14 protein-coding genes are annotated in these 13,288 nt (G+C 69.6%); 10 read left to right on the top strand and 4 right to left on the bottom strand.

From position 1 onward, the window contains the following. The first annotated feature begins 23 nt into the window (after positions 1 to 23). On the top strand, positions 24 to 776 hold the full coding sequence (locus tag AC5Y3Z_RS19380; protein WP_463828773.1) for a Fic family protein: 753 nt from the start codon (positions 24 to 26) through the stop codon (positions 774 to 776). A 457-nt stretch (positions 777 to 1,233) separates the two neighbouring features. Here AC5Y3Z_RS19380 and AC5Y3Z_RS19385 read toward each other — a convergent pair whose 3' ends face one another. Further along, on the bottom strand, positions 1,234 to 2,091 hold the full coding sequence (locus tag AC5Y3Z_RS19385; RefSeq protein WP_463828765.1) for an HAD-IB family hydrolase: 858 nt from the start codon (positions 2,089 to 2,091) through the stop codon (positions 1,234 to 1,236). A 482-nt stretch (positions 2,092 to 2,573) separates the two neighbouring features. Between AC5Y3Z_RS19385 and ssd the strand changes: the two genes are divergently transcribed. From ssd to AC5Y3Z_RS19420, 7 genes are read left to right on the top strand one after another with little or no spacing between them, the layout of a single operon-like run. After that, a complete protein-coding gene (gene ssd, locus AC5Y3Z_RS19390; protein ID WP_463828774.1) occupies positions 2,574 to 3,626 on the top strand; it encodes a septum site-determining protein Ssd in 1,053 nt (350 codons plus the stop codon). Then, positions 3,623 to 4,789 carry a TadA family conjugal transfer-associated ATPase gene (locus AC5Y3Z_RS19395; RefSeq protein ID WP_473139889.1) on the top strand — a complete coding sequence of 389 codons (1,167 nt, stop codon included), beginning with the start codon at positions 3,623 to 3,625 and terminating at the stop codon, positions 4,787 to 4,789. Before ssd ends, AC5Y3Z_RS19395 begins: the two co-directional genes overlap by 4 nt. Then, positions 4,786 to 5,586 (top strand): type II secretion system F family protein, encoded by an 801-nt coding sequence (locus AC5Y3Z_RS19400; RefSeq protein WP_473139888.1) that lies wholly within the window; start codon positions 4,786 to 4,788, stop codon positions 5,584 to 5,586. Before AC5Y3Z_RS19395 ends, AC5Y3Z_RS19400 begins: the two co-directional genes overlap by 4 nt. Next, complete coding sequence (locus AC5Y3Z_RS19405; RefSeq protein ID WP_473139887.1) at positions 5,583 to 6,164, top strand: type II secretion system F family protein; 582 nt, start codon at positions 5,583 to 5,585, stop codon at positions 6,162 to 6,164. Before AC5Y3Z_RS19400 ends, AC5Y3Z_RS19405 begins: the two co-directional genes overlap by 4 nt. Before the next feature lie 15 nt (positions 6,165 to 6,179). Further along, positions 6,180 to 6,380 (top strand): DUF4244 domain-containing protein, encoded by a 201-nt coding sequence (locus AC5Y3Z_RS19410; protein WP_463828518.1) that lies wholly within the window; start codon positions 6,180 to 6,182, stop codon positions 6,378 to 6,380. A 35-nt stretch (positions 6,381 to 6,415) separates the two neighbouring features. Then, positions 6,416 to 6,700, top strand: coding sequence for a TadE family type IV pilus minor pilin (locus AC5Y3Z_RS19415; protein WP_463828519.1), 285 nt, complete (start codon positions 6,416 to 6,418; stop codon positions 6,698 to 6,700). A 16-nt stretch (positions 6,701 to 6,716) separates the two neighbouring features. After that, entirely contained in the window at positions 6,717 to 7,022 is a 306-nt protein-coding gene (locus AC5Y3Z_RS19420) for an Rv3654c family TadE-like protein (RefSeq protein WP_463828520.1), read from the top strand. 37 nt (positions 7,023 to 7,059) lie between these two features. Here the strand turns inward: AC5Y3Z_RS19420 and AC5Y3Z_RS19425 are convergent, their stop codons facing one another. From AC5Y3Z_RS19425 to AC5Y3Z_RS19435, 3 genes are all read right to left on the bottom strand, one after another. Next, a complete protein-coding gene (locus tag AC5Y3Z_RS19425; RefSeq protein ID WP_473139886.1) occupies positions 7,060 to 8,082 on the bottom strand; it encodes a PAS domain-containing protein in 1,023 nt (340 codons plus the stop codon). Between the two features lie 549 nt (positions 8,083 to 8,631). Beyond that, the gene (locus AC5Y3Z_RS19430) at positions 8,632 to 9,462 is read right to left on the bottom strand and encodes a PE family protein (RefSeq protein WP_473139885.1); all 831 of its coding nucleotides are present in this window, start codon (positions 9,460 to 9,462) and stop codon (positions 8,632 to 8,634) included. Positions 9,463 to 9,607: 145 nt separating this feature from the next. Beyond that, positions 9,608 to 11,935, bottom strand: a complete 2,328-nt coding sequence (locus tag AC5Y3Z_RS19435) for a DEAD/DEAH box helicase (RefSeq protein WP_473139884.1) — start codon at positions 11,933 to 11,935, stop codon at positions 9,608 to 9,610. 300 nt (positions 11,936 to 12,235) lie between these two features. On the opposite strand from AC5Y3Z_RS19435, the gene cspA reads away from it, so the two are divergent. Then, positions 12,236 to 12,439, top strand: coding sequence for a cold shock protein CspA (cspA, locus tag AC5Y3Z_RS19440; RefSeq protein WP_036363014.1), 204 nt, complete (start codon positions 12,236 to 12,238; stop codon positions 12,437 to 12,439). Positions 12,440 to 12,613: 174 nt separating this feature from the next. Beyond that, a complete protein-coding gene (locus AC5Y3Z_RS19445; RefSeq protein ID WP_473139883.1) occupies positions 12,614 to 13,192 on the top strand; it encodes a hypothetical protein in 579 nt (192 codons plus the stop codon). Positions 13,193 to 13,288: the final 96 nt, after the last annotated feature.

The following is a 13,288-nucleotide window of genomic DNA, read 5'->3' on the forward strand; positions in this document are numbered from 1 at the left end:
TGACCGACCCGCTGGCTCCGCTGATGGACCTGCCCGGTGTCGCCGAAGCCAGCGACCGGGCGCGTGAGGCGCTGGGTCGGGCGCACCGGCACCGGGCCAACCTGCGCGGCTGGCCGGTGACCGCCGCCGAGGCGTCGTTGCGCGCGGCACGGGCGTCGTCGGTGCTCGACGGCGGGCCGGTGCGCCTGGACGACGTGGCGGAGGCCGCCACCCAGCACGGTGGCGTCAGTGATCCCGTGTTCGGCGGTGCGCTGCGGGTGGCCCAGGCGCTGGAAGGTGGCAGCGGCCCGCTGATCGCGGTCTGGCAGAAGGCGCCGCTGCAGGCACTGGCCCGATTGCACATGCTTGCCGCCGCCGACCAGGTCGACGCCGACCGGCTCGGCCGGCCGCGGACCGATCCGGAGATCGGTCCGCGCCTCGAGTTGCTGGCCGACCTGGTGACTCGCCCGACAGCAGCATCGGCGGCCGTAGTTGCTGCGGTGGCGCACGGGGAGTTGTTGACGCTCAAGCCATTCGGCAGCGGTGACGGGGTGGTGGCCCGCGCGGTGTCGCGGTTGGTGACGATCGCACGGGGGCTCGATCCGCACGGGCTGGGAGTGCCGGAGGTGAACTGGATGCGGCAGTCCGCCGCGTACCGGGACGCCGCGCTGAAGTTCGCCTCGGGCTCGCCCGACGGAGTCGCGGCGTGGTTGGTGCTGTGTTGCCGGGCGATGAGAGCCGGTGCGCAGGAGGCGCTGATGATTGCTGAATCAGTAACCGGCGGCCCGCCGAAATAACCCTGCGACAAATGCGAAGCGGGCGGCGACACGAAGATTTCGAATCGCCGCCCGCCAACACGGTTCTCGGTTACCAAGCGTGCATTATGTGGGCTGCGTGGGTGGCCTCGGCGCGTTTGCGACACTTCCTGCTGCAGCCCCACCCAAAGGGCCGTCGCGGCATTCCATCTTCGCAATTACGCAGGCCCGCAACACTTCTGCCATTATCGCGGCTATGACTCCGCGTGGGTGCCGGGAACCGTGCTGGGTGCCCGGGTCGGGAGATCGAACCTTCTCTTCCGGATCGACCTTGGCCTCACCGGGCTGCCGTGTCTCCTTTGTACTACTAGAGCACTGGCACAGCAAGGGGCTGACGCCTCAAAGTTGCGCAACGGATTCGGCTCGTGCGCGAAAAGTGTTTGCTGCCGTGGCGTTTGGGAAAGCTGGGGCGACGTCCGTCGGCGCCTGTCGCCGGAGACTAGAACGCGAAGCGCCGCAACAGCGCGTAGGTGACGGCGCCGGCAGCCACCGCGGTGACACCCACCGCGGCCGTCGTCGCGATCGCGGCACCCGACGGCGCCGGGATCCGGTCGCGCAACGAGACCGGCCGGGAGAACGACAACACCGGCCAGCCGCGGTCCAGGGCCTCCCTGCGCAACCCGCGGTCAGGGTTGACGACCGACGGGTGGCCGACGATCTCCAGCATCGGCAGGTCGGTGATCGAGTCGGAGTACGCGTAGCAGTGCTCCAGCGGATACCCCTCGCGCACGGCCAGCTCGCGGATCGCTTGGACCTTGCCTTCGCCGTAGCAGTAGAACGCGATCTCGCCGGTGTACTTGCCATCCTCGACCACCATCCGGGTCGCCATGGCATGCGTGGCGCCCAGGGCACGGGCGATCGGCGCGACGATCTCCTCACCCGATGCCGATACCACCACGACGTCACGGCCACACAATTTGTGCGCAGCGATCAGATCGGCGGCCTCGGCGAACACCAGCGGCGTCACGATGTCGTGCAGCGTCTCGCTGACGATCGACTTGACCTGTTCGACGTCCCACCCGATGCACATATTGGCCAGGTGAGCTCGCATTCGGTCCATCTGGTCATGATCTGCCCCGGAGAGCAGGAAGATGAATTGCGCGTAGCTGGACTTCAAAACGGCACGACGGTTAAGCAGCCCCTGCGCAAAGAAGGGTTTGCTGAACGCCAGCGTGCTCGACTTGGCGATGATGGTCTTGTCCAAATCGAAGAAAGCGGCGGTGCGCAGGCCCGGCACTGTCGGTCCCGGTATTTGCGGCGAGACTTGCTGCTGCGCGGCCGGGTCGGGGACGGTCACCGATCCAGCATAGGTCCGGGATGCGGCAAACCCGTGATCTCCGGCCCGAATTGAGCGCACGAATACGAAGGGTGTCTTTCTCCGGTCGGTGTTTTCACGGCTCAGGCGGCACTTTCGGTTGGTTGAGTACTTGCGTGAAGCCCGGCTGGCATGTGTATAGTAAGCATTACTCGGCCGTGAGCCGAGGGTGTATCAGCCCGACCCCCCGGGGCTGATACACGACGACCCTCGCCTCCTCCCCCCCTGGCGGGGGTCGTCCCTTTTCTGGGGTAAGAAATTCACCGCTACGGGTCTCAGAACCCGTTTGTCGACCATTGCCGAAATAGCGCTTGGTCGCGAAGTCGCGCCATTCAGCGAACATTTGTACACAGACCGGACTTTCTCCACAAATTGGCCTTCGGCACTGGCGGGCAATACCGGTGGCGCGCCAGCGTAGAAGGGTGACCAATTCCCCGCGCACCGCCGGCTCCGGCGTGCTGGCGATGCTGACCGATTCGCATCTGCGCGAGGAGCTGGATCGCGTCGGCGCCGCCGTCGGCGCGCGGGTGGTGCATACCGGTGCCCACACCCCGGTGAGCAGGAAAACGTGGCTGGCCGCGGCCGCGGTGGTGCTCGATTCGGACGCAGCGCAGTGCTGTGCGCAGTCCGCGCTGCCCCGTCGCGCCCACGTGAGCGTGTTGACCGGTGCTGAGTCCGGCACGGCGACCTGGGCGGCCGCCGTCGCCGTCGGCGCCGAGCAGGTGCTGCGGATGCCCGAGCAGGAAGCGGACCTGGTGTGCGCACTGGCGGAAGCGGCCGAATCGGCGCGTGATGTCAGGCGGCGTGGCCAGGTCCTTGCGGTCGTCGGCGGCTGCGGCGGGGCGGGGGCATCGCTGTTCGCCGCCGCCGTCGCGGAGGTCGCCGGAGAGTCGCTGCTACTCGACCTGGATCCGTGGGGTGGCGGCATCGACCTGTTGATGGGCGACGAGGCGTCGCCGGGGCTGCGGTGGCCCGACCTGGCGCTGCAGGGTGGTCGGCTGAACTGGTCGGCGGTGCGGGACGTGCTGCCGCGGCGCCGCGAGATCAGTGTCCTGTCCGGCACCCGGCACGGCCGCGAGCTGGACGCCGCACCGGTGGAGGCGATCGCCGAAGCCGGCCGCCGCGGCGGAGTCACCGTGGTGTGCGACCTGCCGCGGCGTCTGTCCGAGGCCAGCCACGTCGCACTGGCCGCCGCCGATCTGGTGGTGCTGGTCAGCCGGTGTGATGTGCGGGCTTGCGCAGCCACTGCCACGATCGCGCCGGTGCTGGCCGCGATCAATCCGAATGTCGGCGCGGTGGTGCGCGGTCCGTCCCCAGGGGGGTTGCGTGCGGCCGAGGTCGCCGAGATCGCGGGCGTGCCGTTGCTGGCATCGATGCGTGCCGAACCGCACCTCGCCGAACGACTGGAGCACGCCGGGCTGCGGCTGGGGCGGCGATCGGCGTTGGCGGCGGCGGCGCGCCGCGTCGTCGGCGTGTTGGCAAGCGGCCGAACGACGCTGGACGGCCGCGCGGCATGAACGGCCCGCTGATCGAACGCGTCCGGGAACGGCTGGCAACCGAGTCGGGACCGCTGCGGCCCAACGTGGTGGCCGCGGCGATTCGCGCCGAGTCCGGCGGCATTCTCGGCGACACCGAGGTGCTGGCGAACCTGCGGCTGCTGCAGACCGAACTGACCGGCGCCGGCATCCTGGAACCATTGCTGTGCGCCGACGGCACCACCGATGTCATGGTGACCGCGCCCGACTCGGTGTGGGTTGATGATGGAAACGCATTGCGACGCAGCAATATTCGGTTTCCCGACGAGGCGGCGGTGCGGCGGTTGGCGCAACGGCTGGCGCTGGCGGCCGGCCAGCGGCTCGACGATGCCCAGCCGTGGGTGGACGGACAGCTGGCCGGGATCGGCGCACGCGGGTTCGCGGTGCGCCTGCACGCGGTGTTGCCGCCGGTGGCGGCGGGCGGTACCTGCCTGTCCCTGCGGGTGTTGCGGCCGGCAACGCAGGATCTCGCGGCGCTGGCCGCCGCCGGGGCGTTGACCCCCGTAGCCGCCGAGCTGGTGGCCGGGATCATCGCCGCCCGGCTGGCGTTCCTGGTGTGCGGTGGCACCGGGGCCGGCAAGACGACGCTGTTGGCCGCGATGCTCGGCGCGGTCTCACCGGCCGAGCGGATCGTGTGCGTCGAGGATGCCGCCGAGTTGGCGCCGGCACACCCACATCTGGTGAAGCTGGTCGCGCGGCGGGCCAACGTCGAAGGTGTCGGTGAGGTGACCGTGCGCCAACTCGTCCGCCAGGCGCTGCGCATGCGCCCGGACCGGATCGTGGTCGGAGAGGTCAGAGGCGCCGAAGTGGTCGACCTGCTGGCCGCGCTGAACACCGGACACGAAGGCGGTGCGGGCACCGTGCATGCCAACAGCCCGGGTGAGGTACCGGCCCGGCTGGAGGCGCTCGGCGCGCTCGGCGGGCTGGACCGGGCCGCGCTGCACACCCAGCTCGCCGCGGCCGTGCGGGTGCTGTTGCATGTCTCGCGCGACCGGTCCGGACGACGCCGGCTGGTCGAGATCGCCACGCTACGGCAGGCCGGGGACGGGCGGGTGCACGCGGTGCCGGCGTGGCACGCCGATCACGGGATGGCCGCTCCCGCAGCGGATCTGCTCGCGTTGTTGCCGGCCGGGGCGCGGCCATGACGGGTTGGCAGCTCGCCGCTCTGCTGTTGGCGATGGCCTTGCTGGTGGCGCCCGGCTCGCCGCGGCGTCGTCTCAGGGCGGAGGGTGCCGTCCACCGTCGATTCGCGGTCACTGCCCGCGGTGTCGGTTGGTTGTGCGGCTGCGTGTTCATGCTGGCTGCGACGGTTTTGCCGGTGACGGTAGCCGCCGCGCTGGCTGTGGTCGGGGCTACGACGGGGGTGCGGTACCGGCGTCGACGCAACGCCCGCAGTGCGATGGCAGAGGGCGCGGCGCTGGAAGCCGCCCTCGAGGTCCTGGTCGGCGAACTCCGGGTGGGTGCCCACCCGGTGCGGGCCTTCGAGGCCGCCGCCGGGGAAACCGGCGGCGCAGTGTCGGTCGCGCTGCGGGGCGTCGCGGCGCGGGCCAGGATGGGTGCCGACGTGCCGGCCGGCCTACGCGCGGCCGCGCACACGTCGGCAATGCCTGCCCATTGGGAACGCATCGCGGTGTGCTGGCAGCTGGCCAGTGAACACGGCCTGGCTATCGCCGGGCTGATGCGGGCCGCGCAACGCGATATCACTGAGCGGCAACGGTTTTCGGCAAAGGTGGGTGCGGGCCTGGCCGGTGCGCGCGCCACTGCGGTCATTCTGGCCGGGCTGCCGGTGCTCGGCGTGGCGCTCGGGCAACTGATCGGGGCGCGGCCGTTGACGTTTCTGTGCTCCGCGCCCGGGGGGTGGTTCCTGCTTGTCGGTACCACGCTGATCTGCACCGGGCTGTGGTGGTCGGATCGGATCACCGATCGGGTGACTCCGTCATGACTAGCGCCGCGCTCTTGCTGGCCGCCGCCCTGTGGTGCGGGGCGGGACCTGCGGCGGCACGTCATCGGGCCGGGTTGGCTGCCCACGCGGCGCAGTCGCCGCCCCGCGCGTCGGGCGGGCCGGATCCGCTGGGGGCGGCATCCACCTTGGACGTGCTCGCGGTATGCCTGACGGCCGGCATGGCGGTGTCGACGGCAGCGTCCGCCACCGCCGGATCCGCGCCGCCTCGCCTTGCTGCGGTGCTGCGGCGGGCCGCCGACCTGCTGGCGCTGGGCGCTGACGCCGGCGTCGCCTGGTCGGCTCCGGCTGGCCGGGCACCGGATACGCAGGTGGATGGCCTGCTGCGGTTGGCGCGGCGATCGGCGGCATCAGGTGCAGCGCTTGCCGACGGTCTGGCCGAACTGGCTGCCCAGACCCGCCACGATGCCGCGCATGCGGCCGGCGCGGCCGCCGAGCGGGCCGGGGTACTGATCGCCGGTCCGCTGGGCCTGTGTTTTCTGCCGGCCTTCGTGTGCCTGGGCATCATCCCGGTGGTGGCCGGGTTGGCCGGCGGTGTTCTGCAATCAGGTCTGTTGTGAGAAGGGAAATGGTTGATGTTCAATATATTTCGTCTGTTCAGGGCGCGCATGACGCTGTTGGTTGTGGACGAGTCCGGCATGTCCACCGTCGAGTATGCGATCGGCACCATCGCGGCGGCGGCGTTCGGCGCCATCCTCTACACCGTCGTCACCGGCGACTCGGTCGTGTCGGCGCTGAACCACATCATCGGTCGCGCGCTGAGCACCAACGTCTAGTCGCCAGTGCCGGTTCGAGCACCGTCGAGGCCGCGTTGGCGATCGCGGCCCTGGTGGTGGTCCTGGTGTTGTGCCTGGCCGCGATCACCGCGGTGTCGATGCAGGTGCGCTGCGTCGATGCGGCCCGCGAGGCTGCCCGGCTGGCGGCGCGCGGCGACCCGGGCGCTGTCGAGGTGGCCCGAAGCATCGCGCCGCCGGGGGCTCGGGTCGCGGTGCGCCGGGATGGCGATCTGCTGGTTGCCACCGTGGTCGCGCATTCAAAGCTGTTGCCGCACCTTGATATTGCGGCCCGGGCGGTGTCGGCGACTGAACCGGGGTGAGGACGGCGCCGCCACGGTGCTTGCGGTTGCAATCATCGCGGCGCTGCTCTGCGTGACTGCGGCGGGTGCCTGGCTGGGCTGTGTCGTGGTGGCCCGGCATCGCGCCCAGGCCGGCGCCGACCTGGCCGCCCTGGCGGGGGCTGCACAGGTGCCGCAGGGCGCATCCGCGGCCTGTGCCCGGGCCGCGGCGGTGGCCCGGGCGATGGGCGTTGCCACCGCCGGATGCCGGGTGGACGGTCTTGACGTGATCGTCGAGGTCCAGGTGCCGGTCGCGCACGCCGGCACCGCACGGGCCTCGGCGCGGGCCGGGCCGGTCGGTTGAGCCGAGCGGCTCGGATACCTTGCTGCCGCTCCGGCGGCTACGCCGGCGGAAAGTCTGCGTCGGCGATCTCGCCGTCGGTCGGCAACCGCAGCGAGAGGAGCCCGGCGAAGGTGTCCGGCTCGATCTCGACCCGGTTGACGGTGACATGCACCGGCACCCAGTCGGTGTCGGTGCCGGGCAGTCGCAGCACCCGACTGGTCGCACCCTCGGCGAATTCCGTTGTCATGGCGGCCACCAGACCCTCGTCGTCCGGATGGACGCGTTGCCGGTCGTCCTCGTTGCCGCGCCAGTCGTAGAACGGAGCGGGGTCGTCCAGCCATTTGAGCAGGGTCCAGGTCTTGAGGTCGACGAGGGCGCGATGGACACCGGCCTGCGCGAGGCCCTTGAGGATCCGCTGCGCCAGGTCGTCGGTGGCCACCGCTGGACCTTTGCGCTCTGCCCGCCAGTTCATCGCCCGCGCCACCAGATGATCACGGCCGTCAGGTCCGGGTTCGATCGCACTGCGCGCGGTGAACCCGATCCTGATCGGATTGCCCTGCCAATCGGTGAGATCCCAAGTGCTGCACAGCGTTTGACCCGGCTCAGCCCGGATCGCCATGGCCAGGACCTTGGTTTCGTTGGGGTTGAGCTCGCGAGACGGCAGATCCTCGGCGAATGCCCTGCCGTAGGTGACCTCGGCCTCGGGGTTCTTGCCGCTGTTGGCCAGTGATTCGGGAGTGTCGGTAGCCACGCCGCGGGTGAGGTCCCATTTCAGCGGCCCCGGCATTGGTCGCTCGGGCGGTTCCTCGTCGATCGGGCCGCTCCACACGTGCACCCCGTGAATTCGGCCGTCCGACATCACCACCGGTTCGGTGCGGATGACGCGGTCACTCTTGGGGGTGATGCTGCTGAGGGCCTGGCCGGTCTGCACCGACTCGGCGATCGCCGTCTTGATCGACGCGAGATACGGGCTGCGCCGCAGGAACGAGGTGATCGGGACGAGGTTCTTGAGTTGACGCCCCTGCGCTACGACGGCGGGCTCGTCTCCCAGCGTCTCCACGAGCAACCAGTCGTGGCCCATAGGCGCAGTTTACTGATCCGGTGATCGGCCACGGACACCGCCGGGGGGTGGCGCCGGCCGGGAGCCATCGTTGCGTTTGCTGCGTAATAGTGTTGCAGCAAAAGCGGATACAGTGTGCGCCCGCGGGGCGTGGGTCTACCCGTACCGCGCGGCGCCCGTCATGCTGACGACGACGTCAAAACCGTTGTCCCGCAGCCCCGGCGCATCCCGGTCGTCACGCAACGGTCGTTCTATGACCGGCGGTCAGTTGAGTGCGCGGGTAGGTATTTCACGCCCCTGCAACATATCTCGGTTTATTGCCAACTTGTTTGTCATACCGTCTGACGGGTTTGTCTGAATAGACTTCGTAAAATGGGTGCTTGTCGTGTTGCAATTGAGGCTTCACGCCAGGTAGGTTTCTGCTGCGCTGGAGTTTCAGCAGAGTGGACGGATTTGTGTTGGCAGACCGTCGAATAGTGGATCCGTGGAGGTCGACCGTCGAGGGGTCGGTCGCCCGTCCAACGGATTAGTCACCGGGATTGCACAGCAATCCTTTTGATGATCCTCGGCCTAGGGCCGATTGGTTGCCCTCGATTGCGGTGTCGGAACAGGCGGGCAATAGACCCCTCCGGCTCCACCGGAACCGCGACTGGCCATGCTCGTCCGGCAACCATGGGCCATGCCGCCGCTGCCGCCGCCGCGGGAGTTGAGGATCACCACGGTGGCGCCGCCACGGGGTCTGTCGGCGACCGGTCCGGCGAGTTGTCGTGCGGACAACCCGCTGGGTGACGACAGCGGAGAGCTGTCGGACTTTCGGGCGCTGAGCGCGGGGCCGGCGATCCTGGGGCGGCCCGCCTCGGCACCGGACAGCCACCGGGTGGCACGACCGCCCGACTCGCCGGTCGGAACCCCGACTCGGCCCGCTGCGCCGACACCGATCAGACCGGTCGCCGCACTTCTCGACTCACCGCCGGGGGGCGCGCCCGATCCGCGGTTGCCCTCCATCGTGCTGCCGGCGACCTCCGGACGGTGGCCGGCGGCGTGGTTGTCGGAGCGGCCGACGGATTCGCGTTTCGTGGTGACGGCAGGCTCGGCAACGGTGCTGCCGGTGGCGGCGACGTTGTCGGACTCCGCGGCCGCATACGCGCCCGCACCGGATCGGAGCAACTGCACAAAGTCCTGGTGGAACGCCTCCGCCTGAGCGCCGAGCGTCTGGTATCCCTGCGCGTGCCCGTTGAAGAACGCGGCAACCGCGGCCGATACCTGATCCCGGGCCGAGGCCACCAGACCCGTCGTCGGGGCCGCCGCCACGGCGTTGGCCCTGCTGATCGTGGCACCGATGCCGGCCAGGTTGGTGGCCGTGCTGCCTATGGTGCCGGGCGCCGCGTTGACATGAGACATGCGACACCTCCGACTCGATTGTCGACAGACTCGGCCAGTGTCTGATCGCCATCACCGTGCAATGGATAAATGCACTGTAAGGTCATTTCGCCGAATCGAAAAGCAATTCTTTCCGGCTGTGTCGCAAAGCGGCCCAGCGGCCGATTCACCCCACCGCCCGGGCGGCCCCACCGTCCAACGCCGCCAGCACCATTTGCAGCACCAGCACGGCGCCGGCCTTGTCCAACGGGTCGTTGCCGTTGCCGCATTTGGGCGACTGCACACACGACGGACATCCGCTGGGGCATTCGCAGGCTTCGATGGCCGCGGCGGTGGCACCCAGCCAGGTGGCCGCCCGGTGAAAGCCGCGTTCGGCGAAGCCCGCCCCGCCCGGATGGCCGTCGTAAACGAACACCGTCGGCAGCCCGTCGGGACCGACCGCGGTGGACAGCCCGCCGATGTCACCGCGGTCGCAACTGGCTACCAGGGGCAGCAGGCCGATCGCGGCGTGCTCGGCGGCGTGCAGCGCACCGGGTGTCCTGCTGAGGTCAATCCCGTTCGCCTCCAACGCTTCCGGCTCGACGGTGTACATCACCGAGACCGTCGGCAACGAACTCTGCGGCATGCTGAGTTCGACGAAGTCGATCACTTCGCCGTCGATCCGTCGACGTAGGTATCCGACCACCTGGTGGGTCACCGTCACCGGCACCAGACCGAGGGTGACCGCACCGAACGCGGACCGCTCGCCGTATCCGGTGACCGCGATATCGGTGATCTCCCGGGCGAACGTCGCATAGCCGGGGTCCTCTGCATGCACCAACGCGATGCCGTCCTCGAGGTCCAGCGAGTCGACGACGTAGCTCTCACCCTGATGCAGGTAGACCGCTCCGGGATGGATCGAGGCCGGCGCCTGTCCCACGCCGGTGCTGCCCAGCAGACGTCCGGTGTCGGCTTCGACGATCACGATCTGGCCGCCGATGGAACCGCGGATGTCCACGGCCCCATGGGGTTCGACGCCCGGTGCGGGAAAGTACCTGCCGCCCCGGCGTTTCAGCAGTCCGTCGTCGACCAGTCCGTCGGCCACCCGCACCGCGTCCATCGACCGGACCTCGGCTTCTTCGAGTGGCAGTTCCGTTGCAGCACAGAGTAGTTGAGGACCCAGAATGTAGGGATTGGTGGGGTCGATCACGACCCGTTCGACGGGCTTGCCCAGCAGCGCGGCCGGATGGTGGACGAGGTAGGTGTCCAGCGGATCGTCGCGGGCCACCAGCACCACCAGTGCGCCCTGACCGCGCCGTCCCGACCGGCCGGCCTGCTGCCAGAACGACGCGACGGTGCCCGGGAACCCGGCCAGCACCACCGCGTCCAGACCGGCGATGTCGACACCGAGTTCGAGTGCGTTGGTGGTGGCCAGTCCCCGCAGTCGACCGTCGGCCAGGGCCTGTTCCAGCGCGCTGCGGTCCTCGGCCAGATACCCGGCGCGGTAGGACGCCACCAGCGACGACAGCTCCGGGGCGACCTCTTCCAACCGGGCCCGGGCTCCCAACGCCGTCAGCTCGGCACCCCGGCGGGAACGCACGAAAGTCAGCGTCTGCGCTCCCTCCACGATCAGGTCGCCCATCACCCGCGCCGCCTCGGCGCCCGCCGACCCGCGCACCGGGGCGCCGTGCTCGCCGAGCAGGTCGGTGCGCAACGCCGGCTCCCACAACGCCACCGTGCGGCCGCCCTGGGGTGATCCGTCGTCGAGCACTTCGACGACGTGCTGACCGATCAGTTCGGTGGCCGTCGTGCCGGGAGAGTCGGTGGTCGCACTGGCGAAGATCACGGTCGGATACGACGAATAGCGCGCGCAGAGGCGGAGCAACCGGCGCAGCACCATCGCCACATTCGAGCCGAAAACACCGCGGTAGTAGTGGCATTCGTCGACGATCAGGAAGCGCAGACCGCGCAGCAGCACCGCCCACCGGGGGTGGTTGCGCAGGATCGACAGGTGGATCATGTCGGGATTGGAGAACAGCCACCGCGAGCGCTCCCGGGCGAAGCGGCGCACTTCGGCGGCGGTGTCGCCGTCGTAGGCGGTGGGTGCGACATCGGCCAGAGCGGGCACGGCTGCCGTCAGGGCGTGCGCTACCCGCAACTGGTCATGACCCAGCGCCTTGGTCGGCGACAGGTACAGCACCCGCGCGCGGGGGTCGGTTGCCAGCGCGCTGAGCACCGGCAGCTGGTAGGCCAGCGACTTGCCCGACGCGGTACCAGTGCTCACCACCACGTGACGACCCTCGTGGGCCAGTTCGGCGGCCTGCACCTGATGTGACCAGGGTGCGCGGATGCCGCGGTCGGTGAATGCACGCACCACGTCGGGCGGCGCCCAGTGCGGCCAGGCCCCGGGACGCCCCGGTCGCGGTGGCAATTCGGCGACGTGACGCAGCGGATGTTCGCCGGCTGCGGTGCCGGCGAGGGCGGCGGCAAGCAGTTCGCTGCCGAAGCTCGCCATCGCGTGCCTTTCTGGGTCGTAGTGGTGCGCTCCCGGGGTCCGCGGGTGACGCAGACGTAAATTGGGCGACCTGCGCTGACTTCAGGCTGTCGCCGACGCGACGAACGTGGTTGACTGGGTGCGGTCGCAGCTTCTGTGTTCGTGTAAAACTTTCGCAGGATCGACGTTGCGGTCGCGGTTCCTGCGAGGTTATCTGTCGGGTGAAATTCCGGCGACTCCGAGAAGGTATGGCGGTCGCAGCGGGCCCGGGGCACCCGAACAGCGGTGCCCTGCACCCAGAAGAGAAGGAAATATCGAGAAATGCCACAGGGAACTGTGAAGTGGTTCAACGCGGAGAAGGGGTTCGGCTTCATCGCCCCCGAAGATGGATCCGCTGACGTCTTTGTCCACTACACGGAAATCCAGGGGACGGGCTTCCGCACCCTCGAAGAGAACCAGAAGGTCGAATTTGAGATCGGCCATAGCCCTAAGGGCCCCCAGGCCACCGGAGTCCGCTCCGTTTAATCCGAGCAGATTCTGACGTAGCCCCCCGGCGCAGCCCCGCACTCGCGGAAACCGCCGGGGGGTTTTCGTTTCATCGGGGCCTTGCGTCCCACGTCCCCCCGCCGTCGTAGCACGGTGCCGCCGCGCCGCGCGCGGAGCCGCCGCCGACTCCCCGGCTGGCCTACTGTCTGTGGCGTGAGCCAGCTTTCCTTCTTCGCCGCGGAATCGGTGCCGCCCGCGGTCGAAGATTTGTGCGGGCTGCTGGCTGCCCCCGGTCAGATCGTCATGGTCGGCACGGGTGCCAGGTTGTCAGTGGTGGTCGAGCAGTCGTGGCGGGCCGCCGCCCTGGCGGACATGATCACCGAGGCCGGGTTGGTCCCCGAGATCACCCGGACCGACGAAAACCACCCGCTGGTCCGGACGGCGGTGGATGCCCGGCTGTGCAGTATCGCCACCGAGTGGACGCGCGGCGCGGTCAAGACCGTGCCACCGCGCTGGGTGCCCGGCCCGCGGGAGTTGCGGGCGTGGATCCTGGCGGCCGGCGCACCGGATGCCGACCGTTACCTGCTCGGGCTGGATCCGCACGCGCCGGACACACATTCGCCGCTGGCGTCGGCGCTGATGCGGGTCGGGATCGCACCAACCCTGATCGGCACCCGGGGAGCCCGCCCGGCGCTTCGGATCAGTGGCCGTCGCAGGCTATCGCGCCTGGTAGAGAACGTCGGAGAAGCTCCTGACGACCCCGAGGCGGCCGGCCAGTGGCCGCGCGTTTGACGGGTTGCCGGGGCACGGCGGAGAGCCGGTCGGTTTGCGCGGGCGCGCCTATTGGTGCGAAATTGGCAGTTGCCCGCGGGGGCGAACGGACGGCGG

Source organism: Mycobacterium sp. NGS61, assembly GCF_059812325.1.

Bases quoted from the DNA above. Each gene is read 5' to 3' on its own strand.
- AC5Y3Z_RS19405 (WP_473139887.1), top strand. From the start codon at position 5,583: ATGACTAGCGCCGCGCTCTTGCTGGCCGCCGCCCTGTGGTGCGGGGCG.
- cspA (WP_036363014.1), top strand. From the start codon at position 12,236: ATGCCACAGGGAACTGTGAAGTGGTTCAACGCGGAGAAGGGGTTCGGC.
- AC5Y3Z_RS19435 (WP_473139884.1), bottom strand. From the start codon at position 11,935: ATGGCGAGCTTCGGCAGCGAACTGCTTGCCGCCGCCCTCGCCGGCACC.
- AC5Y3Z_RS19430 (WP_473139885.1), bottom strand. From the start codon at position 9,462: ATGTCTCATGTCAACGCGGCGCCCGGCACCATAGGCAGCACGGCCACC.
- AC5Y3Z_RS19410 (WP_463828518.1), top strand. From the start codon at position 6,180: ATGTTCAATATATTTCGTCTGTTCAGGGCGCGCATGACGCTGTTGGTT.
- AC5Y3Z_RS19425 (WP_473139886.1), bottom strand. From the start codon at position 8,082: ATGGGCCACGACTGGTTGCTCGTGGAGACGCTGGGAGACGAGCCCGCC.
- AC5Y3Z_RS19395 (WP_473139889.1), top strand. From the start codon at position 3,623: ATGAACGGCCCGCTGATCGAACGCGTCCGGGAACGGCTGGCAACCGAG.
- ssd (WP_463828774.1), top strand. From the start codon at position 2,574: ATGCTGACCGATTCGCATCTGCGCGAGGAGCTGGATCGCGTCGGCGCC.
- AC5Y3Z_RS19380 (WP_463828773.1), top strand. From the start codon at position 24: ATGGACCTGCCCGGTGTCGCCGAAGCCAGCGACCGGGCGCGTGAGGCG.
- AC5Y3Z_RS19400 (WP_473139888.1), top strand. From the start codon at position 4,786: ATGACGGGTTGGCAGCTCGCCGCTCTGCTGTTGGCGATGGCCTTGCTG.